This window comes from Sphingomonas sp. GW821-FHT10C01, assembly GCF_059415525.1.
In genome coordinates, this window is record NZ_JBWKNK010000001.1 from 2,002,249 (window position 1) to 2,027,048 (window position 24,800).

24 protein-coding genes, 1 tRNA gene and 1 other RNA gene are annotated in these 24,800 nt (G+C 64.7%); 19 read left to right on the forward strand and 7 right to left on the reverse strand.

Annotation, left to right across the window (positions count from 1 at the left end; all coding sequences use genetic code 11):
* The first annotated feature begins 19 nt into the window (after positions 1–19).
* The 13 genes from AC07M1_RS09685 (at position 20) to AC07M1_RS09745 (ending at position 11,642) form a co-directional block, all read left to right on the forward strand.
* A complete protein-coding gene (locus AC07M1_RS09685) occupies positions 20–1,585 on the forward strand; it encodes a tetratricopeptide repeat protein (protein WP_495162335.1) in 1,566 nt (521 codons plus the stop codon).
* Positions 1,585–2,409 (forward strand): 4-(cytidine 5'-diphospho)-2-C-methyl-D-erythritol kinase, encoded by an 825-nt coding sequence (locus AC07M1_RS09690; RefSeq protein ID WP_495162842.1) that lies wholly within the window; start codon positions 1,585–1,587, stop codon positions 2,407–2,409. The genes AC07M1_RS09685 and AC07M1_RS09690 overlap by 1 nt, the downstream gene beginning before the upstream one ends.
* 192 nt (positions 2,410–2,601) lie before the next feature.
* Complete coding sequence (locus AC07M1_RS09695) at positions 2,602–3,330, forward strand: enoyl-CoA hydratase/isomerase family protein (protein ID WP_495162336.1); 729 nt, start codon at positions 2,602–2,604, stop codon at positions 3,328–3,330.
* Positions 3,327–4,058 (forward strand): N-formylglutamate amidohydrolase, encoded by a 732-nt coding sequence (locus tag AC07M1_RS09700; protein WP_495162337.1) that lies wholly within the window; start codon positions 3,327–3,329, stop codon positions 4,056–4,058. Before AC07M1_RS09695 ends, AC07M1_RS09700 begins: the two co-directional genes overlap by 4 nt.
* Before the next feature lie 11 nt (positions 4,059–4,069).
* Complete coding sequence (gene ilvD / locus AC07M1_RS09705) at positions 4,070–5,791, forward strand: dihydroxy-acid dehydratase (RefSeq protein WP_495162338.1); 1,722 nt, start codon at positions 4,070–4,072, stop codon at positions 5,789–5,791.
* A 10-nt stretch (positions 5,792–5,801) separates the two neighbouring features.
* Positions 5,802–6,182, forward strand: coding sequence for a hypothetical protein (locus AC07M1_RS09710; protein WP_495162339.1), 381 nt, complete (start codon positions 5,802–5,804; stop codon positions 6,180–6,182).
* Between the two features lie 41 nt (positions 6,183–6,223).
* An RNA gene (gene rnpB, locus AC07M1_RS09715) (RNase P RNA component class A) lies at positions 6,224–6,620 on the forward strand.
* Positions 6,621–6,655: 35 nt separating this feature from the next.
* Positions 6,656–7,609, forward strand: coding sequence for an NAD-dependent epimerase/dehydratase family protein (locus AC07M1_RS09720; RefSeq protein WP_495162340.1), 954 nt, complete (start codon positions 6,656–6,658; stop codon positions 7,607–7,609).
* Positions 7,610–7,661: 52 nt separating this feature from the next.
* The gene (locus tag AC07M1_RS09725; RefSeq protein WP_495162341.1) at positions 7,662–8,312 is read left to right on the forward strand and encodes a ferritin-like domain-containing protein; all 651 of its coding nucleotides are present in this window, start codon (positions 7,662–7,664) and stop codon (positions 8,310–8,312) included.
* A 69-nt stretch (positions 8,313–8,381) separates the two neighbouring features.
* Complete coding sequence (gene leuC, locus AC07M1_RS09730) at positions 8,382–9,818, forward strand: 3-isopropylmalate dehydratase large subunit (RefSeq protein WP_495162342.1); 1,437 nt, start codon at positions 8,382–8,384, stop codon at positions 9,816–9,818.
* 3 nt (positions 9,819–9,821) lie between these two features.
* Positions 9,822–9,956, forward strand: coding sequence for a hypothetical protein (locus AC07M1_RS09735; RefSeq protein WP_495162343.1), 135 nt, complete (start codon positions 9,822–9,824; stop codon positions 9,954–9,956).
* A gap of 92 nt (positions 9,957–10,048) precedes the next feature.
* The gene (gene leuD / locus AC07M1_RS09740) at positions 10,049–10,678 is read left to right on the forward strand and encodes a 3-isopropylmalate dehydratase small subunit (protein ID WP_495162344.1); all 630 of its coding nucleotides are present in this window, start codon (positions 10,049–10,051) and stop codon (positions 10,676–10,678) included.
* Positions 10,641–11,642, forward strand: a complete 1,002-nt coding sequence (locus AC07M1_RS09745; RefSeq protein WP_495162345.1) for an NADPH:quinone oxidoreductase family protein — start codon at positions 10,641–10,643, stop codon at positions 11,640–11,642. Before leuD ends, AC07M1_RS09745 begins: the two co-directional genes overlap by 38 nt.
* A 43-nt stretch (positions 11,643–11,685) precedes the next feature.
* On the opposite strand, the gene AC07M1_RS09750 is transcribed toward AC07M1_RS09745, so the two are convergent.
* From AC07M1_RS09750 to AC07M1_RS09765, 4 genes are all read right to left on the reverse strand, one after another.
* Complete coding sequence (locus AC07M1_RS09750; protein WP_495162346.1) at positions 11,686–11,943, reverse strand: YjhX family toxin; 258 nt, start codon at positions 11,941–11,943, stop codon at positions 11,686–11,688.
* A 160-nt stretch (positions 11,944–12,103) separates the two neighbouring features.
* The gene (locus AC07M1_RS09755; protein WP_495162347.1) at positions 12,104–12,958 is read right to left on the reverse strand and encodes a DUF817 domain-containing protein; all 855 of its coding nucleotides are present in this window, start codon (positions 12,956–12,958) and stop codon (positions 12,104–12,106) included.
* A 33-nt stretch (positions 12,959–12,991) separates the two neighbouring features.
* Positions 12,992–13,468, reverse strand: coding sequence for a TM2 domain-containing protein (locus tag AC07M1_RS09760; protein WP_495162843.1), 477 nt, complete (start codon positions 13,466–13,468; stop codon positions 12,992–12,994).
* 80 nt (positions 13,469–13,548) lie between these two features.
* Complete coding sequence (locus AC07M1_RS09765) at positions 13,549–14,394, reverse strand: AAA family ATPase (protein ID WP_495162348.1); 846 nt, start codon at positions 14,392–14,394, stop codon at positions 13,549–13,551.
* Between the two features lie 31 nt (positions 14,395–14,425).
* On the opposite strand from AC07M1_RS09765, the gene AC07M1_RS09770 reads away from it, so the two are divergent.
* Positions 14,426–14,526: transfer RNA gene (locus tag AC07M1_RS09770), tRNA-OTHER, on the forward strand.
* A gap of 17 nt (positions 14,527–14,543) precedes the next feature.
* The gene (locus AC07M1_RS09775) at positions 14,544–14,996 is read left to right on the forward strand and encodes an MliC family protein (protein WP_495162349.1); all 453 of its coding nucleotides are present in this window, start codon (positions 14,544–14,546) and stop codon (positions 14,994–14,996) included.
* A 56-nt stretch (positions 14,997–15,052) separates the two neighbouring features.
* Here the strand turns inward: AC07M1_RS09775 and AC07M1_RS09780 are convergent, their stop codons facing one another.
* A complete protein-coding gene (locus tag AC07M1_RS09780; protein ID WP_495162350.1) occupies positions 15,053–15,718 on the reverse strand; it encodes a DUF6975 family protein in 666 nt (221 codons plus the stop codon).
* A gap of 186 nt (positions 15,719–15,904) precedes the next feature.
* On the opposite strand from AC07M1_RS09780, the gene AC07M1_RS09785 reads away from it, so the two are divergent.
* The 4 genes from AC07M1_RS09785 to AC07M1_RS09800 are packed head-to-tail and all read left to right on the forward strand — an operon-like array spanning position 15,905 to position 19,549.
* Complete coding sequence (locus AC07M1_RS09785) at positions 15,905–16,519, forward strand: TetR/AcrR family transcriptional regulator (RefSeq protein WP_495162351.1); 615 nt, start codon at positions 15,905–15,907, stop codon at positions 16,517–16,519.
* Positions 16,516–17,484: an HlyD family secretion protein gene (locus AC07M1_RS09790; protein ID WP_495162352.1), complete on the forward strand. Its 969-nt coding sequence runs from the start codon at positions 16,516–16,518 to the stop codon at positions 17,482–17,484. Before AC07M1_RS09785 ends, AC07M1_RS09790 begins: the two co-directional genes overlap by 4 nt.
* Positions 17,481–18,413 carry an ABC transporter ATP-binding protein gene (locus AC07M1_RS09795; RefSeq protein ID WP_495162353.1) on the forward strand — a complete coding sequence of 311 codons (933 nt, stop codon included), beginning with the start codon at positions 17,481–17,483 and terminating at the stop codon, positions 18,411–18,413. The genes AC07M1_RS09790 and AC07M1_RS09795 overlap by 4 nt, the downstream gene beginning before the upstream one ends.
* A complete protein-coding gene (locus tag AC07M1_RS09800) occupies positions 18,410–19,549 on the forward strand; it encodes an ABC transporter permease (RefSeq protein WP_495162354.1) in 1,140 nt (379 codons plus the stop codon). Before AC07M1_RS09795 ends, AC07M1_RS09800 begins: the two co-directional genes overlap by 4 nt.
* A gap of 48 nt (positions 19,550–19,597) precedes the next feature.
* Here AC07M1_RS09800 and AC07M1_RS09805 read toward each other — a convergent pair whose 3' ends face one another.
* Positions 19,598–22,585: an autotransporter family protein gene (locus AC07M1_RS09805; RefSeq protein ID WP_495162355.1), complete on the reverse strand. Its 2,988-nt coding sequence runs from the start codon at positions 22,583–22,585 to the stop codon at positions 19,598–19,600.
* A 170-nt stretch (positions 22,586–22,755) separates the two neighbouring features.
* The gene (gene rpoD, locus AC07M1_RS09810) at positions 22,756–24,780 is read right to left on the reverse strand and encodes an RNA polymerase sigma factor RpoD (protein ID WP_495162356.1); all 2,025 of its coding nucleotides are present in this window, start codon (positions 24,778–24,780) and stop codon (positions 22,756–22,758) included.
* Between the last annotated feature and the right edge of the window lie 20 nt (positions 24,781–24,800).

The window sequence follows — 24,800 nt, forward strand, 5'->3', positions numbered from 1 at the left end:
TTCACTGGCTCTGAGCGGGTTGGCGTTTCCGAGCGCCGCGCTGGCGGATGCGCGCGGCTATGTCCGCGCTCGCGCGGCGGCGGCGGACGGAGCGGTGGATGTGGCCGCGGCCGGCTATGCCGCGGCGATGGCGGCGGCGCCCAATGACGAAGTGATCGCGATCCGCGCCTATCGCAATGCGCTTGCGGCGGGCGACATGGCGCTGGCGCAGCGGGCGGCGGGGGTGTTGACCCGATCGGATGTGGCGCCTGCGGATGTATCGATCCTCGATTTCGCCTTTGCCTTGCAGCGGCGGAATTCGGCTGCCGCGGAAGATGCGCTCGGCAAGATCGGCGCCGGGCCGCTCGATTTCCTGGCACCGGTGCTGCGGGCCTGGCTTGCGTTCGATCGGGGTGCCGACCCGATGCCGTTGCTCGACAAGGCGAACGAGAGCGGACTGAGCCGCCGCTATGTTGCCGAGCATCGCGCGCTGCTGTTGATTGCGACCGACCGGACCGAGGATGGCGTCGCGGCGCTGCAGGCCGCGGTGGGCGCCGATCCCGGGAGCATCGACCTGCGCTGGAATGCTGCGGTCTTGCTGATGGCGAAGGGCAAACGCGACATTGCGCTCTCACTGCTGGCGGGGAGCGATCCGGTGTTGTCCGGACTGCGCGTGCGGCTGAAGAAGGGGCCGAAGCCGGGCTCCGCGTTCGGGGCGAGCCGTGCCTTTACCCGTTTGGCCGCGGATCTGGCGGGGCAGGAAACGCAGGCACTTTCGATCCTGCTGACCCGCTCAGCCCTGTTGCTTGACCCTACCGACGATCGTGCGCGCCTGTTGCTCGCCGATGCGCTGGCCGGGGAGCGGGCGTATGATCGTGCGCTGGGTACGCTCGACATGGTGAAGAAGGACAGCGCCTTCTATTCGGCCGCGCTGAGCGAGCGGGTGGGACTGCGCAGCAAACAGGGCGACAAGGCCGGTGCGCTGACACTGGCAGCCTCGCTGGCGAAGGTGCCCGGTGCGGCGGTGGTGGATCGGCAGCGCTATGCGGACCTGCTCGCCGAACAAGGGCGCGAAAGCGAGGCAGCCGACGTCTATGCCCAGGCATTGGCGCAGGCGGGCGACCGGGCGAGCTGGGTCAACCACCTCCAGCTTGGCGGTGCGTTGGAGCGTGCGGGCAGGTGGGAAGCCGCGTTGCCCCATCTGCGCAAGGCGGTGGAACTCGCGCCCGAACAACCCGTGGCGCTAAACTATCTGGGCTATGCACAGGTCGAACGAGGCGAAAATCTGGTCGAGGCGACTGGGTTGCTGGAACGCGCGAGCAAGCTGCGGCCCGATGATGCGGCGATCACCGACTCGCTGGGCTGGTCCTATTTCCGGCAGGGAGACATCGCCAAGGCGCTGCCGCTGCTCGAACGGGCGGCGCAGGGCGATCCGTCCAGCGCGACGATCAACGAGCATCTGGGCGATGCCTATTGGCAGGCCGGCCGCCGGTTCGAGGCGCGCTATGCCTGGAGCGCGGCGGCGCTCTATGCCGAGGGCGAACAGAAGACGCGGCTTTCGGCCAAGGTCGCCGACGGACTCAGCCAGAGGACGGCGGCAAACTGATTCTCACCGAGCCTGCGCCGGCCAAGCTCAACCTCGCCCTGCACGTGCGGCGGCGACGCGATGACGGCTATCACGAGTTGGAGACGCTGTTCGCTTTTGTGGCGGATGGCGACACGGTGATGTTGGAAGAGGGCGAAGGGTTCGCGGTGGACGGGCCGTTTGCTGGTGCTTTGGCGGGGGAGGGCGACAATCTCGTCATCCGCGCTGCCGCGAAGTTCGCGGAGGTATTCGGTGTCGATGTTGCTGGCCGGATCACGCTGACCAAGCGGTTGCCGGTGGCATCGGGACTAGGCGGCGGGTCGGCTGACGCGGCGGCGACGCTGCGGCTGTTGGCAAGGCGTGAAGGCGTCGCGCTCGACGATCCGCGGCTGTTCGCCTGCGCAGATGCGCTGGGCTCGGACGTTCCGGCGTGCCTCTACAACCGGACCGCGATCGGGCGGGGGCGCGGCGAGCGGCTGGAACCGATTAAGGGCGCGAGCGGTACGCCGGTGCTGCTGGTGAACCCGGGCGTTGCCGTCTCGACCGCCCAGGTGTTCGGCGGATGGGACGGGGTGGATCGTAGGGCGCTGGATCAAGGTGACCTGCTGGCGGTCGCTCAGGCCGGGCGCAACGACCTGGAGCCGCCGGCACTGGCGGTTGCGCCGGTGGTCGGGGACGTGCTGGAGCTGCTCGCAGTACAGCCGGGCGTGTTTCTCGCACGCATGTCGGGATCGGGGGCGACCTGCTTCGCGCTGTTCGACACTCCGCTTTCGCGCGACGCTGCCGCTGGCGCGGTGAAGGCGATGAAACCCGGCTGGTGGTGTCTCGAAACGGTGCTGTTGTGACACTTCGCTGTTTCAAAATGAGGCAATTGATGGCAAGGGCCGCCCGCACGCTCTGGGGAATCGAAATTGGCCCCAGATTTGCTGTAGGTTAGGTGCGGGCCATGCGCCGGGAGCGAAACGTCCGTGGATGGCCCCCGCTCGCTTATGCGAGCGGGCGCTATCCCGCCCCTCTAATACAGGGCGAGGCCGGCCGTGATTAGCTGGCAGCTTCGCGACCATATCGCGATCCTCACCCTCGACCGGGATGGCGCACGCAACGCGATCGCGAGTGCCGGGTGGGAGGCGCTAGCGGAAGCAGCGCTTGAAATCGGGGCGTCGAATGCCCGCGCGGTGATCCTGCGTTCGGCGATGCCGGGTGTCTTCTCGGCAGGGGCCGATCTCGCCGAATTTCGGGAACTGACCGAGAATCCGGCGCTGCGAGTCCGTTTCCGCGAAGCGATGGCGGCGGGGATCGAGGGCGTTGCCGCACTGCCCGTGCCGGTGATCTGTGCGGTCGATGGTGGCTGTTTTGGCGCGGCGGTAGCGCTGACGCTGGCCTGTGATATCGTCCTGGCGGGGGATCAGGCAGTGTTCGCCACCACCCCGGCTAAGCTCGGCCTGACCTATCCCGCTCGCGATGTCGCGCGACTCAAGGCGCGGGTGGGCGAGGGGCAGGCGGGGCTGATGCTCTTCACCGGCGCGCGGATCGATGCGGACGAGGCGGCTCGGATCGGGTTGGCGCATCGCCGGGTCGCGCATGCTCAGCTCGCCTCGCACGAGATGGCTGACGCGATCGCGGCGAATGTGCCCGAAGCGGTGCGAGCGCTCAAATCGGTGCTGCGCGATCCGGGCGATGCGGAGCACGAGCGGAGATTCGACGATGCCTTCGGCTCGGATGGGTTCCGTGGCCGTCTTGGTGCGTTTCTGGAGGGTAAGAGATGAGCGTGGGGCAGGTGATCGACGGTGCAGCGGACGTACTGATCCTGTGCGACCACGCCTCCAGTGCGGTGCCGGCCGATATCGATCTGGGCATCGATCCCCAACTGCTGACCAAGCATATCGCGGTCGACATCGGCGCGGCTGAGGTCAGCGGGACGATGGCAGCGCAGCTTGGGGCGCCCGCGATCCTTGCCACGGTCTCACGCCTGGTCATTGATCTCAATCGCGAGCCGGATCGTCTGGGATTGATCCCGCACAGCAGCGATGGGCATGCGATCCCCGGCAATGACGATGTCGACCGCGCCGCACGCATCGCGCGCTTCCACGCGCCCTATCATCGGCTGATCGCGGAAACGATTCGCGCGAAACGCCCGAAATTGATCGTCTCGGTTCACAGCTTCACGTCCCGGCTCGAGCAGCATGACGGGGCCGATCGGCCGTGGGAGATCGGCATCCTCTACAACCGCGATGCGCGCGCGGCGCGGATCGGGATTGGGCTGCTGGAGGCGGCGGGCATCGTCACCGGCGACAATGAGCCCTATTCGGGCCGGGTCCTCAACGCGACGATGAACCGGCATGCCGAAGGCAACGGCATCCCCTATCTGGGGATCGAGGTGCGCAATGACCTGATTTCCGACCCCGAAGGTGTTGCACATTGGGCGCAGATTCTGGCGTCGATAGCAAATGATGTGCGCAACAGACTTGCGCAAACGGGGTCCCCGGCGACATAGGCGTTCGCGCCATGACCAATCGTTTCGACAAGTCCCGCCTGCCGTCGCGCCACGTGTCCGTCGGTCCCGAACGCGCTCCGCACCGCAGCTACTATTACGCGATGGGCATCACCGAGGAGGAGATTGCTCGTCCGTTCGTCGCGCTCGCCAGCGCGGGCAACGACAGCGCGCCGTGCAACACCACGCTCGACGCGCAGGCCGATGCCGCGCGCAAGGGCGTGACGGACAATGGTGGCCTGCCTCGCCGCTTCAACACCATCACCGTCACCGACGGCATCGCGATGGGCCATCAGGGGATGAAGTCCAGCCTCGTCAGCCGCGAAGTGATCGCGGATTCGGTCGAGCTGTCGGTGCGCGGCCATTGCTATGACGCGCTGGTCGGGTTCGCCGGGTGTGACAAGTCGCTGCCGGGCATGATGATGGCGATGCTTCGCCTCAATATCCCGTCGATCTTCGTCTATGGCGGATCGATCCTGCCTGGCCGCTATCAGGATCGCGACGTCACCGTCGTCGACGTGTTCGAGGTGGTCGGCAAGTTCGCCGCAGGCACCTGTCCGATCAGTGAGGTCCATGCGCTTGAGAAGGTCGCATGCCCCGGCCACGGCGCGTGCGGCGGCCAGTACACCGCCAACACCATGGCCTGTGTCGGCGAGGCGATCGGCCTGTCGCTGCCCAACAGCAACATGGTGCCAGCGCCCTATACCAGCCGCGAGCAGATCGCGGTCGCTGCGGGCTATCAGGTGATGGAACTGCTCGAGAAGAATATCCGCCCGCGCGACATCTGCACGCGGGAGGCGTTCATCAACGCCGCGCGCATCGTCGCGGCGACCGGCGGATCGACCAACGGCGCGCTGCACCTGCCGGCGATGGCGAGCGAGGCGGGGATCGACTTCGACTTGTTCGACGTTGCTGAAGTATTCAAATCAACGCCTTATGCAGCTGATCTAAAGCCAGGCGGCAAGTATGTCGCCAAGGACATGTATGAGGCCGGCGGCGTCTACATGCTGATGAAGTCGATGCTCGAGAACGGCCTGCTGCATGGCGAGTGCATGACCGTGACCGGCAAGACGCTGGGCGAGAATATCGATCAGGTGACGTGGAACCCCGACCAGAAGGTCATCTATGACGTCAAGACGCCGATCACCCCCACGGGCGGCGTGGTCGGGCTTCGCGGCAGCTTGGCGCCCAACGGCGCGATCGTGAAGGTCGCGGGGATGAGCCGGCTGGTCTTCGAAGGACCGGCGCGCTGCTTCGATTGCGAGGAGGATGCCTTCGCGGCGGTCGAGAAGCGCGAGATCCGGGAGGGCGAGGTCGTCGTCATCCGCTACGAAGGGCCCAAGGGGGGGCCGGGGATGCGTGAGATGCTGTCGACTACCGCCGCGCTCTATGGCCTGGGCATGGGCGAGAAGGTCGCGCTAATCACCGACGGGCGTTTCTCGGGCGCCACGCGCGGCTTCTGCATCGGCCATGTCGGGCCGGAAGCGGCCGAATGCGGCCCGATCGCGCTGGTCGAGGATGGCGACACCATCCGTATCGACGCCGAACTTGGGACGATTGATCTTCATGTCGCCGAAGACGTGCTCGCCGCGCGCCGCGCGAAGTGGCAGCCGCGTGAGAATGCGTACCAATCCGGGGCACTCTGGCGCTATGCGCAAAATGTCGGACCCGCCTATAAGGGAGCGGTAACGCACCCGGGGGCAAAGTCCGAAAAGCATGTCTACGCGGATATCTAAGACGCTGGCGGTGAGCGCGGCCCTGTTCTCGCTCACCGCTTGTGGTACCAAAGTCGAGACCGATGCCGAACGCGCGCAGCGCGAGAAGGCTGACCTCGCCCGCGCCGAGGCGGAGGGGCGCATTCCCTGCGCGATCGGCGATAAGGCCGAGTTCGCTACCAACTGCACGATCGAGCGCGAGCGGACGCAGGATGGGCTGATTCTGACCGTGCGTCATGCCGATGGCGGTTTCCATCGCCTGCGCGTCACCACCGACGGGCGCGGCGTGGTCGCGGCGGATGGCGCACAGCAGGCGAAGGTGTCGGTCGTAGGCGATGGCGCGATCGAGGTAGCGATCGACAATGCGCGTTACCGGCTTCCCGCGACCGTGAAGGCTGGCGGCGAAAAGTAACTAGTTTGCCCTGAGCAAACTTTGCGCCTATCCCGGCCGCGCCAGAGGGTCGGGCGGCCGCGTTGCATTTCGGTGCACCGAGGAAAGTCCGGGCTCCACGGAAACACGGTGCCGGGTAACGCCCGGCGGTTCCGGCTTCGGCCGGGGTCAGGGAAAGTGCCACAGAGAGCAGACCGCCCACTGGTCTTTGGACTAAGGGCAAGGGTGAAAGGGTGCGGCAAGAGCGCACCGCGCGACCGGCAACGGAAGCGGCATGGCAAACCCCACCGGGAGCAAGATCGAATAGGGACCGCGCATGGGGTGTTCCGCCCCGCGGTCCGGGTTGATTGCTTGAGCCTGCACGCAAGTGCCGGCCTAGAGGAATGGCCGCCCATCGCGTACACCTCCGCAAGGAAAGGGCCGCGTGGACAGAACCCGGCTTACAGACCCTCTGGCACTTTCGCTGCGCGCGCGAACCGGCTAATCGCGCGGCCATGCGTATTCTTCTGACAGGTTCGTCCGGCTGGCTCGGCCGCTATCTCGCGCCCATGCTTCGTGAGGCGGGGCATCAGGTCGTCGGCCTCGACGTCGCGCCGGGCGTGGATACCGGGGTGGTCGGTAGCGTCGCCGATGCCGCTCTGATCGAGCGGGTGTTCGGCGAGTACGGGATCGAAGCCGTCATCCATGGCGGGGCGCTGCATAAGCCCGACATCGCCCGCTACTCCAAGCAGACATTTGTCGACGTCAACGTGACCGGCACCCTCAACCTGCTCGAAGCCGCAGTGCGCGCGGGGCATGATCGCTTTGTCTCAACCTCCACAACCTCGCTGATGATCAGCCAGGTGATCCGCGACGAGGCCGGGGACGCGGCCGTATGGCTCGACGAGGACAGCGGCCCGATCGAGCCGCGCAACATCTATGGCGTCACCAAATACGCCGGCGAGCAGCTGTGCCGCCTGTTCCATGCCGAGCATGGCCTGAACAACATCGTCCTGCGTACCGGCCGCTTCTTCCCCGAGGAGGACGATACGCATAGCCATCCGCCGGGGGAGAATCTCAAGGCGAACGAGTTCCTTCATCGCCGGCTGACGGTTGAGGATGCGGCACGAGCGCATATCGCGGCGCTGGAGAAGGCGCCTGAGATCGGCTTTGGTACCTATCTCGTCTCGGCGCCGACGCCGTTCGTGCGTGAGGACGCGGCGGAGCTCAAGCATGACGCGGCGGCGGTGATCGCGCGCTATTTCCCCGAAGCGCCGGCTCTCTACGCCGCGCGCGGCTGGGAACTGCCCACGCGTATCGGGCGCGTCTATGACAGCGGCCGGATCATGCGTGAGCTGGGCTTTGCGTTCGATACGGATTTCGCGACGATCCTGGCCGCGCTCCGCGACGACACGCCGCTGCCGTTCGAACATGACGCGGATTATATCTCTCCCAAGGAAGTCGCGTAGCCACGCCGAACGCTTGCTTGCCGCCCGTGCGCGACAGGCGTAGCATCCGGCGATGATCGCGTGGTTTCGCCGCCGCTATCTCGACCTTCTCTGCTCGATATACATCTATAACGAGCATCGCGGTTACACGAGCATCGACCGGGTATTGGAGGCGGTGCGGGCGCGCTCGCCTGACGACCATGCGCTGATCGCCGCGATCGAGAAACACCGTGCCGACGAGCACAAGCATTACACGATGTTCAAGCGCTGGTTCGAGCTGCGCGGAAAGATGCCGCTGCGGGTCGATCGCACCTGTGGCCATATCGATCGCTTCGTCGAGATCATGTTTCGTCAGACGATCGACGAACTGGATACCAGGGCGATCATCGCGCAGGATGAGTTGTTCGAGAAACTGTGCCGCGTCATCTCCCTGACCGAACAGCGTGGTTTTCGGCAGGTCGAGATTCTGCTGAAGCACCCACTGGTGCGCCATGATCGCGCGCTGATCCGCATCTTCGAAGTGATCCACCGCGACGAGCCGAGCCATTGGGCGCCTTATGACGGCTGGCTCAAGGCGCATGGCAAGCGCGATCCGCGCTGGTGGGAGCGTGCGGTTGATGGGTTCATCCATTCCGAGCTGCTGTTCCTCAAGCTGCCGGCGCTGTTCCTCAATCCATGGCTCAAGCGGCGCGATGACTGGGCGGATTCGGCCGATCCGGCCTAGCTGAGCTTCGCGCACGAAAATGCCGCCTGCGCTTGCCCCGGCGCAACAAAGGCGTAAGTGGGCGGCATCATGTCCAGCAGACCGCTCACCTTGTACGAGAAGATCTGGGCCGCGCACGTCGTGGAGCGCCGCGACGATGGCACGTGCCTGATCTATATCGACCGCCACCTCGTCCATGAAGTCACCAGTCCGCAGGCGTTCGAAGGGCTTCGCGCCAACGGGCGGCGGGTGCGGCGGCCAGACCTCACGCTGGCGGTGCCGGACCACAACCTCCCGACCACGCCGCGCGTCGATGCGGCGGGCAACCGGCTGCCGATCGCGGACCAGCAGAGCGCGCAGCAGCTAGCCGCGCTCGAGCGCAATGTCGCCGAGTTCGGGATCGATTATTTCGGTGCGACCGCGGCGGAGCAAGGCATCGTCCACGTCGTGGGGCCGGAACAGGGCTTCACGCTGCCCGGCACGACATTGGTGTGCGGCGATAGCCACACCTCGGCGCATGGCGCGCTCGGTGCGCTGGCGTTCGGGATTGGCACTAGCGAGGTCGAGCATGTGCTCGCGACCCAGACGCTGTTGCTCAGCCAGTCCAAGACGATGGAGATTCGCGTCGACGGTACGCTCGGTTTCGGCGTTTCGGCCAAGGACGTGGTGCTTGCGATCATCGGCAAGACCGGCGCCGCAGGCGGCACTGGCTATGTCGTCGAATATACCGGCGAGGTGATCCGGGCGCTCTCGATCGAGGGGCGGCTGACCGTCAGCAACATGTCGATCGAGGGCGGCGCGCGATCGGGTCTGATCGCGCCGGACGAGAAGACCTTCGCTTACCTCAAGGGTCGCCCGATGGCGCCGCGGGGGGAACAATGGGATCAGGCGGTCGCGTGGTGGAAGACGCTGCCGACCGATGCGGGCGCGGCCTACGATCGCGTCGTCACGCTCAATGGCAGCGATATCGCGCCCTCGCTCACTTGGGGCACCAGCCCCGAGGACGTGGTGCCGATCACCGGCGTCGTCCCCGATCCCGACAGCTTCGCCGATCCCGCCAAGCGCGTCGCGGCGCAGAAGTCGCTCGACTATATGGGCCTCGCCCCGGGCACGCGTATGCAGGACATCGCGGTCGAGAACATCTTCATCGGCAGTTGCACCAATAGCCGGATCGAGGATCTTCGTGCCGCCGCGGACGTGGTGAAGGGCCGCCATGTCGCCGACGGCATTCGTCAGGCGCTGATCGTGCCCGGATCCGGGCTGGTCAAGCGTCAGGCTGAGGCTGAGGGGCTGGACCGCATCTTCCTGGAGGCCGGGTTCGAATGGCGTGAGCCGGGCTGCTCGATGTGCCTGGCGATGAATCCGGACAAGGTGCCGGCCGGCGAACGCTGCGCTTCCACTTCGAACCGCAATTTCGTAGGAAGGCAGGGTCCGGGGGCCCGAACCCACCTCGTCTCACCCGCAATGGCGGCGGCGGCGGCGGTAACGGGAAGGCTCACCGATGTGCGTGACCTTGTAGGGGGATGACCCGTGAAGCGTGTTTTGGTGTTGCTGGTGGCGGGCACGGTGTTGAGCGGCGCGGCGGCGGTCTACGCGGCAGCGAACGCGAGCGCACCGACGGCAAAGCCCGGGGTTGCGAAGCCGCAGGGCCGCATCACCCGCTGATCGACTGGATTGAAGACGTGCGGACGGCCGTCCGGGCAGGGGCGGGCGCCCTTGCCGGTGAGCACCGTCCGGCGATGGAACGGAGCTGACACATGGAACCGGTGAAGAAGGTCGAGGGACGCGCCTATCCCTGGGGTGCCAAGAATATCGACACCGACATCATCATTCCGGCGCATTGGCTCAAGACGATCAGCCGCGAAGGGCTGGGAAAAGGGGCGTTTGAGAGTGTGCGCGCGGAGCCGGGCAACATCTTCGACGACGAACTCTATGCCGGGTCACCGATCCTGATCGCGGGCGAGAATTTCGGCTGCGGGTCGAGCCGCGAGCACGCCGCCTGGGCGCTGAAGGACATGGGCATCACCGCGGTGATCGCGCCGAGCTATTCCGACATCTTCTCGGGCAACGCGTTCAAGAACGGCATTGTCGCCGTGGTGCTGCCGCAGGAGGCTGTCGACCGGCTGGTCGAGGTGGCGAAGACGGATCCGGTCACGATCGACCTCGAGACGATGACCGTGACGACCCCCTATCAGGACCGTTTCAACTTCGAGATGGACTCGTTCCGCCGCGATTGCCTGATGCAGGGGCTGGACGAGGTCGGCCTGACGCTGGCAAAAGATACCGTGATTTCGAAATACGAATCGACGGTCGCCGAATCGCGCCCGTGGATTGCACGGGAGAGAGCGGATGAAGGCCTTGCTGTCGCGGGAAGTGGGCGGACCTGAAACTCTAACCGTCGGTGAGCTACCCGATCCGGTCGCCAAGCCGGGCGAGGTGGTGGTCGCGATCAAGGCCTGCGCGCTCAACTATCCCGACGTCATCATCATCGAAGACAAATACCAGTTCAAACCGCCGCGCCCGTTCGCGCCGGGCGGCGAGATCGCCGGAGTCGTGGAATCGGTGGGCGAGGGTGTCACAACCCTGAAGCCCGGCGACCGCGTGCTCGGGATGACCGGCTGGAACGGGATGGCCGAAAAGATCGCGGTCGAGCAGCGCCGGCTCTTCCCGCTGCCCGAAGGCAAGAGCTTCGAACAGGGCGCATCGCTGCTGATGACCTACGGCACCAGCATCCATGCGCTGCTCGACCGCGGGCATCTGAAAGCCGGAGATACATTGCTGATCCTGGGCGCGGCGGGCGGCATCGGCCTGTCGGCGATCGAACTGGGTAAGGCATTCGGCGCGCGCGTGGTCGCGGCGGTGTCGAGCGAGGAAAAGGCCGCTGCGGCAAGGACCGCCGGTGCCGACGAGACCGTCGTCTATGGCCGTGCGCCGTTCGACAAGGATCAGTCCAAGGCACTGGCCGAGCAGTTCAAGGCGGCGGTCGGCCCTGATGGCGCGCAGGTGATCTACGATCCCGTCGGCGGTGACTATGCCGAACCGGCGCTGCGTTCGATCGGGTGGGAGGGACGCTACCTCGTCGTCGGCTTCCCGGCGGGTATTCCCAAGCTGCCGCTGAACCTGACGCTGCTCAAGAGCTGCGACGTGTGCGGCGTGTTCTGGGGCGCCTTTGCCGCGCGCGATCCCAAAGCCAATGCGGCGAACGTCGATCACCTCTTCCGCCTGTGGGACGAAGGGAAGATCAACCCGCATGTCAGCGAGATCTTCGCGTTCGAGGATGGCGGCAAGGCGATCGCCAAACTCGCCAGTCGTGGCGCGATCGGCAAGCTGGTGGTGAAGATCGCGGATTGAGCCGGCAGATGCGGCGAGCGGCTGGGCCGCTCGCCGCTGCGCGCTACCGGTTGTCGGGTTGCGCGCGTACCGAGCATCGCCCGATCTGGGAGATGCGATAGGGTCCTGAAGCCCTGGATTCGATCAGGCGCTTGCGACGCAGCGCCTTGAAGATCGCGATCGTGCAGCTGGACAGGACATAGCCCTCGCGCGTGAAGCACAGGACTTCGAACACGCGGCCATGCTCGTCACGACGGTGACGAATATAGCCGCCTTGAGCCAGTGCGTGCAGGACGCGCTGCTCCGGTCTTGAAACGTTCATTGGATGACTCGTGGATGAGACGGATCCTCAGGCGACCCGCATCACGCGCGGTTGCGCGTCGGCCACGGTCGCCGGCAGTCCCGGTCACCGGGACGCTAGGATGTTCACACAAGTTCAAACATAGGCGGCCGCTTTGGACGCCGTCACCGTTGCTGTCAAATCACCCGGAAGTGGTCAACGGACGCTCGCGATGCGCCAGCGACACGAGAACGAACGAGATGATCATGAGCAGATACCAGGCGCCGAGCTTGCCCGGGTGGACCATCGCCCAGCCATGTTCCTGCCCCGGATAGAGCCAAGCACGCGAGAAAGTGCCAATATTCTCCGCGAACCAGATGAACAGCGCGACCAGCAGCCAGCCGACCAGCAAGGGCATCCAGCGGGGTGTGCGGAACGGTGTGAACCAGATCCTCGTCCGCCAGAACAACAGGCCCGTGGCGGCGAACAGTACCAGGCGAATGTCGGGCAGCCAATGGTGGGCGAAGAAGTTGACGTAGATCGCCGCCGCCAGCGCATAGGTCGCCCAGCGTGGCGGATAATGGTCGAAGCGGAAGTGGAAGATGCGCCAGACGCGGGCGATATAGCTACCCACTGCGGCGTACATGAATCCGGAGAAGAGCGGCACCGCGCCGATCTTGAGCAGGCCGGGTTCAGGGTAGAGCCAGGAACCGTACGCGGTCTTGAACAACTCCATCACCGTGCCGACGATATGGAAGACGAGGATCACCTTCGCCTCGTTCCAACTTTCCAGCCGGAAGGCGAGCATCCCCAGTTGGATCACAACGGCGCCGATGGTGAGGAAGTCGTAGCGTGCGATCGGCGCCTCGGCGGGATAGAAGAAATGCGTCGCCATCAACAAGGCGAGCATCAATCCGCCGAACAGGCACGCCCAACCCTGTTTGAACCCGAACAGTAGGAACTCGTAGCACGCCCCCTGCCAGCCCGAGATGGGCTGGGCAGCCTCAAGCCGCGCGCGAATGCGGGCGAAGCGCGTTGCGCCGGTAGGACGAGTCACGGGCGGCTGGGCGTCTTGAGCAATAGCTCTACCTCAAAACCAGTCTCTTCGACCCACAACATAGATCTGCGTAAACTCATCCTGGGTCTTGGTCAGATAGATGATCGCTTCGATCAGGCAGATCACGCCGATGAGCATCAGTCCCAGCAGGCCGATGATGACCACGGTCAGGATCCAGGACACGACGGTTCCGATCAGCAGGGTGATGCCGGGGCCGCTATATCCGAGGTAGAATTTGTGAATGCCCAGGCCACCCAGAAACAGCGCTAGCAGTCCTGCCACCAAGGGGGATTTCTGATCGCCGGCAGCGATTGAAGCGGGGGCCGGTCCGGTCGCGTAGATCGCGGTGGCGAGGCCTTCGGTCACTTCGAAGTCGACGGAAGCGCCACGCTGCAACTGGCTTGGCGCCGCCTTCCACTCGAGGCCGCGGAACGCATATCGTCCACCATCCGCGCCTGAAATCACGCCTTCGCCGGCCAGCTTGTCATAGTCGAGAACCGTACCCCGCATCACGCTCCCCCGCGTTCCGTTGGCCGTACGCTAGATCGTTGTCGGCAAGATGCAAGCGGTGTCCCGCCAAGGGGTTGCGGTCAGGATTTCTGCCTTCTGGCCATGAATGCCAGTCGTTCGAACAGCATCACGTCCTGCTCGTTTTTGAGCAGCGCGCCGTGCAGCGGCGGGATCGCCTTGCTGGGATCGCGCGACTGGAGAACGTCGAGCGGCATGTCCTCGTGCAGCAGGAGCTTGAGCCAGTCGAGCAATTCGCTGGTGCTGGGCTTCTTCTTGAGGCCGGGCACTTCGCGGATGTCGTAGAAGATATCCATGGCCTTGCTCACCAGGATCTTCTGGATGCCGGGGAAGTGGACGTCGACGATCGCCTGCATCGTCTCGCGATCTGGGAATTTGATATAGTGGAAGAAGCAGCGGCGCAGGAACGCGTCGGGCAGTTCCTTCTCGTTGTTGCTGGTGATTACGACGATTGGGCGTTCGGTGGCGCGGACGGTCTCCCCAGTCTCGTAGACGTGGAATTCCATGCGATCGAGTTCCTGGAGCAGGTCGTTCGGGAACTCGATATCGGCCTTGTCGATCTCGTCAATCAGCAGGACGGGCAGCGTGGGGGATGTGAAGGCCTCCCACAATTTCCCCTTGCGGATATAGTTGGAGATGTCGTGGACGCGCTCGTCGCCGAGTTGGCCGTCGCGCAGGCGCGCGACCGCGTCATATTCGTACAGGCCCTGATGCGCCTTGGTCGTCGATTTGACGTTCCACTCGATCAGCGGCGCACCGACTGCCTTGGCGATCTCATAGGCGAGTACGGTCTTGCCGGTGCCCGGCTCGCCCTTGACCAGCAACGGGCGGCGCAGCGTGACCGCGGCGTTGACGGCGACCTTTAGGTCATCGGTCGCGACATAGCTCTGAGTGCCTTCGAAGCGCATCTGCGTCCCTGCCTGAAGTTGGAATATCGGGTATGCGGGTAGCGGGGTTGAACGCCTGGACGCAAGCGGTTTGCCAGCCGGATGGCGCTTTCGTACTGTCCGCGCGCGGTTCGAGTCCGCGCCGCATAGCCAACAGAGAGGAACGTCCGATGCCCAAGTCGTCTTCCGGAATCCTTCTTGCCAGCTCACCCGTCCTGGCTCTCGCGCTGCTCGCCGGGTGCGGCAAGAAGAGTGAGACCGCACCGGCGAACACGAACGAACCCGCAATGATGGCGAATGAGACGGCTCCGCTTGGAAACGGGACGGCTGCTGCCCCGGTTTCGGTGGGCTATGACTGCTTGCCGGCGCTGCTGTTGAGCGCGGCCTATGACAATAGCGGCGCAACCCCCAAGGCGAAGCTGACCATCGGTGACAAGAGCTACGATCTTACCGGTGTGCAGGCGGCGAGCGGCGCGAAGTACGTCACCGATCAGGGGCGTTCGGCAGGCAAGACGCTGGTCTGGTGGACCAAGGGCCCCGAGGGCACGCTCTATGAGGGCAAGGTCGGCGGCACCGATGCCGATGAGAAGAAGGTTTCGAGCTGCAGCGAGCGCAAGAGCTGATCTAGCGTAGGGATGCTGGGGGCGGGGTGCGAGTGATCGCGTCCCGCCCTCTTGCTTCAGAGCATATCGCGGGCGGAGGCGCGCGCTTCGAGCACGTCCCAGATGCCACGATGCTGGGCCAGCATCTGTTGCGCGCCGAACAGCATCGCCCGTTCGGCGGGCAAGGTGGCGGCGAGCGCATCGATCACCGTTGCACTCTCGTGCACAGGGGGAAGGGCTGAGTCGGGTGAGTCGAGGCCGAGGCGTCCGGCTGCGATGTCGAGCAGTCCGCGGATCGCGGGCCAATCCAGTACCAGCGCGATCGCCGTGCCATCCGCGCAGCCGGTACGATCCGACTGGGCGAGCATGTCGAGCGCGTGACGCTGAGCTGCGACCGCGGCCTCGGACTGCGCCTGCCCCGGCGTGCTGGGCAGCGGACCAGCCGCGGCGACAAGGCGGACGATGAACGCACGCTCGGCTGAGAATCCTTCCGCCGCCTGTGCCATCCAGCCGGTGGTGGCCGGCTCACGCGAGTGCGTGGCGGCCTGTTCGACCACATCGGGGTGGCGAGCATGGAGCAGGCAGATCATGTGTACGGCGTCGGCCAGATCGCGCATCGGCGCGATGCCGGTGGTCAACCGCGCCAGGAAACGATGGCTTGCACTACCGTCCGCGGCAACCAGCGCCGTCAGAGTGCCCGAAGCGCCGCCAAGCCCCGCCGTCTGTACCGACTCCAAAGCCATTCGATCCCCATGCCTGATCCGCACCGGAGAATCCGGCGCCTGCGGAACTGATGTGACCCACAGGTCTATACCGAAGCGCGTAAAGACCTGGTTGATATCGAGTTTACCACGGTGAAGGGATCTCAGGGTGCGATCGGCCGATCGGAAACGCTTTTCAATAACTGACCGGTCAGTTATTTACCTCATATGCCGCGCCGTACGCCGCCGAACCGCCGCGAGGCCATTCTGAACGCCGCCCGCATCGAATTCGCGGCGCGCGGCTATGCCGGAACGCGGATGGAGGATGTCGCGGCTGGGGTCGGCATCTCGAAGGCCGCGCTCTACCTGCAGTTCTCCGACAAGGCGGCGCTGTTCCGCGAGATGGTGGATTGGATGCTCGAAACGCGTCTGCCCGCTGCGCTTCCGCCTGCGCTCGACTCTGCTTCACCGGCTACGCAACTCGAGGGCCTGGTCCGGCTAGGCGCGGCGCAGCTCGCTGAGCTGGAAATCGCGTTCCTGCCCCGGCTGGTGATCGGTGAGGGCGGGAATTTCCCGGAGATCGCGCGCACCTATCACGATCGGGCGGTCAACCGGATTCTGGCTTTGGTCGCGGATATCGTCGCGCGGGGCGTGGCGGATGGGAGTTTCCGGCGGGTCGATCCGTATCTGACGGCGCGAAGCGTCGCGGGGGCGCTGCTGCTGGGCGTGCTGTGGAAAACGGTGTTTGAGCCGGTCGGTGCGAAACCACTGGACATGGGGGCGCTCGCCGCCTCGCATATCGACATCATCCTGCATGGGCTTTCGACGGGAGAGCGGATGTGAAGCGGATATTGCCCCTGGCCGCGATCGGGATCGCGGTGATCGCCGCACTGATCTGGTGGGCGTTCCGGCGAGACGACGGGCCGGAACCCTGGCTCGGCTATGTCGAGGGCGAGGCGATCGAGGTCGCCACACCGGTTTCGGGCCAGCTCGCGGCGCTCAACGTCCAGCGCGGCGGACAGGTGACCGCGGGGCAGGCGTTGTTCGCACTCAACGCGGCGACGACCCAGGCGGAACTCCAGCGGCTCGAGGCACAACTCTCCTCCGCGCAAGCACAACGCGACGACCTGACCAAGGCGCGGCAGCGGCCCGCCGAACTCGATGTCGCGAGAGCGCAGCAGGCGGCGGCGCGGGCCGAAGTGACGCGGACCGCACGCGATTATCAGCGCATCGCGACGCTCGCGCAGCGCGGTTTCGCGACCAAGGTGCAGCTCGACGCCGCGCGCGCCGCCGCCGAGAGCGCCCGCGCGTCGCTGAGCCAGGCACAAGCGAGTGAAGCCTCGGGCGAACTGCCGGGTCGTACCGATCAGATCGCCGCGGCCGACGCGCAGATCGCGGCGGCAAGGGCGGCGATCGCGGCACAGAGCCGGCGCGGGGAGGAGATCGCACCGGTCGCACCCGCCGCGGGGTTGGTCGAACAGACCTATTTCAACCCCGGCGAGTGGGTGACGGCCAATACCCCTGTGGTGCGGCTGCTTCCGCCGGGCCGGGTGAAAATCCGCTTCTACGCCCCGGAAGCGGCGGTCTCCGCGCTCAAGCAGGGATCGAAGGTGAGCGTGACCTGCGACGGATGCGGCGGGCCAATCATGGCGACGGTCCGCTATGTCGCGCCACAAGCCGAATTCACCCCGCCGGTCATCTACAGCGAACGGGCGCGGGCCAAGTTGGTCTTCCTGGTCGAGGCCTATCCCGACAGCGGCGTCGAAAGGCTGCGTCCTGGCCTTCCTGTCGAGGTGCAGCCGCGGTGAAGGCAGACGCGGCCATCTCGGTCGAGGGGCTGACCAAGCGGTTCGGCAACCGGACAGTGGTCGACCAGGTCAGCCTTGAGGTCGGTCGCGGGCGCATCTGCGGCTTTCTCGGCCCCAATGGTTCGGGCAAGACCACCACGCTGCGAATGATCTGCGGCCTGCTGATCCCCGATGGCGGGGGCGGCGAGGTGCTTGGGATGGATTTGCTGACGCAGCGCGAGCTGATCAAGCGCCGGATCGGTTACATGACCCAGCGTTTCGGCCTGTTCGAAGACCTGACCATTCGCGAGAATCTGTCCTTTGTCGCCGATGCTTACGGGCTGGACGACAAGGCAGTGCGGGTAAACGCGGCGCTCGAACGGCTGGGTCTTGAAACCCGCGCGGGCCAGCTCGCCGGCACGCTGTCGGGCGGGTGGAAGCAGCGGCTCGCGCTGGCCGCCTGCGTGCTGCACGACCCCGAGATCCTGCTGCTCGATGAGCCGACCGCAGGCGTCGATCCGCTCGCGCGGCGTGAATTCTGGGATCAGGTTCACATGCTTTCGGCCGAGGGTACCACCGTGCTCGTCTCGACCCACTATATGGACGAGGCCGAGCGGTGCCACGACATCGCGTATATCGCCTATGGCGTGCTGCTGGCGCGCGGCACCGCCGACGAGATCGTGGCGCGGTCGGGCTTGGTCGCGCTGGCGGGCGAGGGGCCGGGCGCCGACCGGCTTGCCCCCAAGCTGGAGAAAGCCCCCGGTGTCGCGATGGCGGCGGCGTTCGGGCCGACGGTCCATGTCTGCGGCCGCGACATGGCTGCGCTGCGGGCGGCAGTCGCCAATGTCGCGCCCGAGATCAGCTGGCGCGAGACCGATCCGACGCTGGAGGATGTGTTCATCCACCTGATGCGCGGGGCCACGGATAACAGCACGGAGCCGCGGGCATGACGCAGGGCTTCATCCTCGCATGGCGCCGCATCTGGGCCGTGCTGGTCAAGGAGGTGCACCAGTTGCGCCGCGATCCCCTGACCTTCGGCATGGCGGTCGGCTTGCCCCTGGTCCAGCTGATCCTGTTCGGCTTCGCGATCAACAACGATCCGCGCCACCTGCGCGCGGCACTGGAGATGAACGACCATAGTTCGATCACCCGGACGGTCGAAAGCTCACTGCGGGCGAGCAGCTATTTCGAGCTGGTTCCGGTGAGCAAGCCGGGCGAGGGCGAGGCGATGTTGCGCCGCGGATCGGTACAGTTCCTGATCGTGGTGCCGAGCAACTTCACCCGCGATCTGATCCGGGGCGAGCGGCCCCAGTTGCTGGTGCTGGCCGATGCGACCGATCCTGCGGCCACCGGCAATGCGACCGCGGCGGTGGAGCAGGCGGTGTTGTCAGGCCTGCGCCACGACCTGATCGGACCACTCGCGGCGCGCGCCGCGACTCCCGCGCCGGTCGAAGTGGTGATCCAGCGCCGCTATAATCCGGAGGGGATCACCAGCCACAATATCGTCCCGGGTCTGCTTGCCGTGGTGCTGTCGATGACGATGGTGATGATGACTTCGATCGCGGTGGCGCGCGAGCGTGAGCGCGGGACGATGGAGAACCTGCTCGCCATGCCGCTGCGCCCGATGGAGGTGATGGCGGGCAAGATCCTGCCCTATGTGCTGATCGGCGCGGCGCAGACGGTGATCATCGTGGTGCTGGCGGGGTTGATCTTTCACGTGCCGTTTGCGGGCGCCGCCTGGCTGTTGGCACTGGCGACCCTAGTGTTCATCACCGTGAGCCTGCTGCTCGGCTTCACCCTGTCGACCTTCGCCAAGACGCAGATGCAGGCGATGCAGATGAGCTTCTTCTACATCCTGCCCAGCATCCTGCTGTCGGGTTTCGCCTTTCCCTATGCCGGGATGCCGCGCTGGGCACAGTGGCTAGGCGAACTGCTGCCGGTCACCCACTATCTCCGCGTGGTGCGCGGTGTCATGCTCAAGGGTTGGTACCCCGGCGAGGCGTTGACGCAGCTGCTGATCCTCGCCGCGCTGGGCGCTGTGTTCGCGGTGATCGCGGTGCGGCGTTATGGAGATACATTGGAGTAGCCGGTCGCCATGAATGGCCTTTGCCGCACCGCGAGGATCCGTGTCGCTTCAGAAGCCCAGGCGGGCCGTGATTCTCGCCGAGGTCATCTCCAATGAGCCGCCGGCTTTATAGTGAAGGCCCGCCTGTAGAGACCAATCCGACACTTGATGTTCGGCACTCAGCGAGGCTTCGAGTACATCATCAGGCAGACCTACCCCGATGACTCTGAAGGAAGCGCCACCGGCGGCGGGCCATTCCATGCCGCGTTCGATCTCCAAATCGGACAACCCATGTTCCCAGGTCAGGCCGGCTCTTACCGAGCCTTTCGCCGACCCCGCGGTGATATCAAGCTTGCCCTGTAGACCGAGGCGACTGAGCACCCGGCTTGTCGTGCGTGCCGTGGCTGCGAGTGACGCTTCCCCGCCCGTTTCCGTGAGGCGGTCGAGATCCAGCGCCTGAAAGCGGATGCCGCCAAAGGGCGTCAGCGTGAGATCGCCCATGGTGTAAGGGAGTGCCGCTTCCATCGTCGCGTCCACGGCGGTGGCGTGTGACTTGCCGGTGAGACGATTCGCAAAGGGTGTGTCGGTGTCGAACGCTACCCGGCGATCTGTCTTCAGATCATATCGGGTCCAGCCAGCGGTGCCCCGCAGTACGACCGGACCGAGGCTGGTCCGGCCGTACAGGGCCACACCAAACTGATCGTAATCGAGCCTGCCGTTCCGACCCGTGCTTTCCGCATTGCCGTACCAGATCGCGATGCCGCCCGTAGCGCCGGCAAACAGCCTTGTATCCGCGCCGACGATGTAGTCGCGTCCGCTTTGATTGAGGCCGCCGGCCTCGAAGGACGATTCGATCGTCGTGCGGCGGGCAGCCGCGCTTCCCCACACCGTACCCGGTTCCCGGTCCAGCTGGTCCATCAGCGCGCCGCGGGCGAATGTCGTCGCGTCCGCGATCGCGGCAATGGACGATGCGTGAAGTTCACCACTCAGCGAGGACAGTCCTGTACGAATCCCATTGTCCGAAAGCTTGATCAGCTCGTTCAGCAAGGGCGAGCCCACCGCCAATCGTGAGGCGGCGTCCGCAGTTGCCGTTTGATTGCGGGTTACCGCGATCGCGGCCAGGGCGGTGCGATCCAATACGAGCTGCACGGTCACCGAGCCTGCGTCATAGCTGACGGAAGGAGCCATGAGTCTTGGCGAAACGGTATCGATCGCTTCGAACCTGCCGGTGACGCTTGCCGCGCTCAGAATCTTCCAGGACGTGCCAAGCCGGTAGGCGCCGGGGGCGAAGGCCAATGCCAACCTGCCGCCTCCGATGGTCGCCGTTCCCGCGGCGGAGAGCTGCCCCGCACGTCCATCGCTGTACAAGTCCGAAGCGAAGGTCGATCTCGGGCCGAGCGTTATGTTGCCCGTGCTCGCGAGTAGCCCGCCTGGCCGCACGACGCCTCCCGTCATCACCAGATCGCCGATCCGGCCAGCACCCGATAATGTCCCCGCGATGACTTCAAATCTCGACGGCGTATCGATGGCTTGCAGGCTGACGCCCCCGCCGTTCAGATGGATGCTGCCCGAGAAGGGCTGAAAGCCCGCCAGCGCAAGTACACCCGTCCCGGTCTTCGTAATCATGCCGCTACCGGAGAGGGTTCCTCGAAAGATGCCGTCGAAGGTCTGATCGAAAACGAGGGTGCCGGCATTGGCGATGGCGCCTCCAAGGCTGACCGTATTTCCGATAAGGGTAGCGTCGGTGATGCTGGTGCCGTTCGTGTAACGGTTCGCGCCGAGCAAGGTCAGCCTGCCGCCGCCGCGGACGTCAAGACTGCCGTTACCGTCGATCACGCCGTTGAGCTGGATCGCGTATCCGCGCGTGTCCAGCGTCGTCTGTCCGGTCAGTGTCATCGCACGTGCGATCGCGATGTCGGAAACACCGTAAAGCGTCGCGCCCGCTATCGCGGTATAGGGGTTGAGATTTGCCGCGAAGGCGGTGTCGAGCGCCACCATGCTGCCATCGACGTAGCGGACCAAACGGCCGGCGCCGTAGAAATACCAGTCGCGGCCGACATTGAACGCGTTCGTGTAGCTGCCGATATCCACCACCTGGCCGCTGGCCAAACGAAGGAAAGTCTCGGTGCCTCTTGTGAAGACAACCTCGCCGAATTCCGACACCGCTTGAATCGAACGGCTGCTGCCGATTGCAACGGAGGTCCCGGATGGATCCCGCAGCATCAGCGTGCCGTCAATTGCGCGATAGGCGACCCAACCCGCGTTGATCTGGTAGTCCGACAGATGGGAGGGGCGTTGCCCGCCCGCCCCGGAGCGTAATATGATTTCTGTCGTTCCGTTGGAAAGGATCAGATTTGAGTAACTGCTCGAACAGCAAACCTGCTCGCGAATGAAGACGAAGTTAACTCCGTCTGTAACCGGGTGGAAATTGGCGATATTGTTGGTGAAATTTGTGATATTGCGTCGAGTTGTTCCGTCAAACGCAACGATGTTGTAGTCAATTGACGGATCTCCGGGGCCGCTATAGCCTTCACTTGTCCAGTAAGCCAAAACTCCCTGAGACGTAATATCGAGGTCTATGTTCCCATTGGAGCCGGGCATCCGGATAATCTGTCCGGTGGTGGTATCCATTCGATAGACGTAGGGAGGCAAGGCTGCGGACGGTAACGTGATGTCGCCGGCGAACGCGGCATAGCCCCCTCGTGCGATGAGCGAGGTGTTACTGTTGAGCGAGGCGACCGCCTGAAGTCCCGAACCGTTGAAATTGAACAGTCGTTGCGAGATCTGGCCGATGTCCGCTGCGAATATCGCTCCTGTGGAGGTCAAGTATCCGTAGGTCGGCAAGCCGGTCAAACCGGAGGTGATGATCTGTTCCTGCCCGCCCGAGGTGCGAATGCGCAACTCGTTCGGGCTGTTTGTCGGCACATAGAGGATGCGCGAGCCGTCGGAGGAGAGGATCCTCCCGTCGACGGTCGTAATGGTCTGAGTCTGTGCGAGGGCGGGAGCCGTTACTGAGAGTGCCGCGGGCAGAATATAATATCCGATACGGTTCAGCATCTTGGCCCCTGATACACGACTGAGGCTGTCGCTTACCGCGCTTTGGGGCTGGGTGGAACCAGATCATTGGACAATCGCGCCGGAGTCGTCGGTTTTCATATGCCGGAAACAAAAAGAAGGCGGAGGAACTATCCTCCGCCTTCCTTGCGTTTGATGATCGGCGCTTCAGTTCACTGATCCAGGAACGACCGCATTTTCCGCGAGCGGCTTGGGTGCTTGAGCTTGCGCAGCGCCTTCGCCTCGATCTGGCGGATGCGTTCGCGGGTCACGCTGAACTGCTGGCCGACTTCCTCGAGCGTGTGATCGGTGTTCATGCCGATGCCGAAGCGCATGCGCAGCACGCGCTCTTCACGCGGGGTGAGGCTGGCGAGGACGCGGGTGACCGTTTCCTTGAGGTTCGCCTGGATCGCGGCATCCACAGGGATGATCGCGTTCTTGTCCTCGATGAAATCGCCGAGATGGCTGTCTTCCTCGTCGCCGATCGGCGTTTCGAGGCTGATTGGCTCCTTGGCGATCTTCATCACCTTGCGAACCTTCTCGAGCGGCATCGACAGACGCTCGGCCATTTCCTCGGGCGTGGGTTCGCGGCCCTGCTCGTGCAGGAACTGGCGGCTGGTGCGGACCAGCTTGTTGATCGTCTCGATCATGTGCACCGGAATGCGGATGGTGCGCGCCTGATCGGCAATCGAGCGGGTGATCGCCTGACGGATCCACCAGGTCGCATAGGTGCTGAACTTGTAACCGCGGCGATATTCGAACTTATCGACCGCTTTCATCAGGCCGATATTTCCTTCCTGGATGAGGTCCAGGAACTGCAGGCCGCGATTGGTGTATTTCTTGGCGATCGAGATGACGAGGCGCAGGTTCGCCTCGACCATTTCCTTCTTGGCGATCCGCGCCTCGCGCTCGCCCTTCTGCACCATGTTGACGATGCGGCGGAACTCGGTGAGTGCCATGCCGGTCTGCTGGCTGATCTCGCTCACTTCGACGCGGATGCGGTCGACCGCTGCGCCCTCATTGGCTGCGAACGCCGCCCATTTCTTGTCGATCTTCTCGACTGAGGCGATGAAGCTCTCGTCGAGCTCATGGCCCATATAACGGTCGAGGAAGTCCTTGCGGTTGACCTTGTGACGCTCGGCAAGGCGCAGCATCTGGCCGCCCAGCGCGGTCAGGCGCCGGTTAAAGCTGTAGAGCTGGTCGACGAGATACTCGATCTTCGCCTGGTGGAACTGCACGGACTCGACCTCAGCGGTCAGCTCCTCGCGCAGCTTGTGATATTTCTTTTCGTCCGCGGCGCTGAGTTCGCCGCCAGCCGCCATGGCATCGAGCCGCTGCTGCTGGACCTTGCTGAACTTCTTATAGATCGAGGTGATGCTCGCGAAGCGCTCCAGCGCTTGCGGCTTCAGCGTCTCTTCCATCTGCGCGAGGGAGAGGGTGTTGTCCTCCTCCTCATCGTCCGACTGGCGCGGCGTGCGGCGCTCGGTCATCTCGTCGTCATCGTCGTCGGCGGGAGCCTCTTCGGGCTCCTCCTCTTCCTTGAACGAGGTGCCGGCGGTCTTTTCGCTGATCTCGCCGTTATCGTCTTCCTCGGCGCCTTCGACCTGCTCGGCCGACGGTCCCTTGGACAGCATCGCGTCGAGATCGAGGATCTCGCGCAGCTGCATCGTGCCTTCGTTGAGCGCGTCCGACCAGCCGATGATCGCGTTGAAGGTGATCGGCGATTCGCACAGCCCCAGGATCATCGTGTCGCGGCCGGCCTCGATCCGCTTGGCGATCGCGATCTCGCCCTCGCGGCTGAGCAGCTCCACGGCGCCCATCTCGCGCAGGTACATGCGGACGGGATCGTCGGTGCGATCGACCGTCTCCTTCTTCTTCGCGATTTCGAAGGGCTCGTCGTCCTTGTCGGACGAATCGGCCTCGTCCGGCGTATCGTCGTCGGGCTGCTCGTCCTCGCCGACGTCTTCATTCTCGACGACGTTGACGCCCATGTCGGACAGCGCCGACATCACGTCCTCGATCTGATCGGTCGTGAACTGATCCTGCGGAAGCATTTCGTTGAGCTGATCGACGGTGATGTAGCCGCGCTTCTTGGCGCGAGCGACCAGCTTCTTGATGGACCCCTCATTGAGGTCGATCAGCGGCGCGTCGCCGGTTTCGGTCGTATCGCCGTCGTCTGCCATGATTGCCTTTGCCATCGAATGCCTTTGTATCGGAT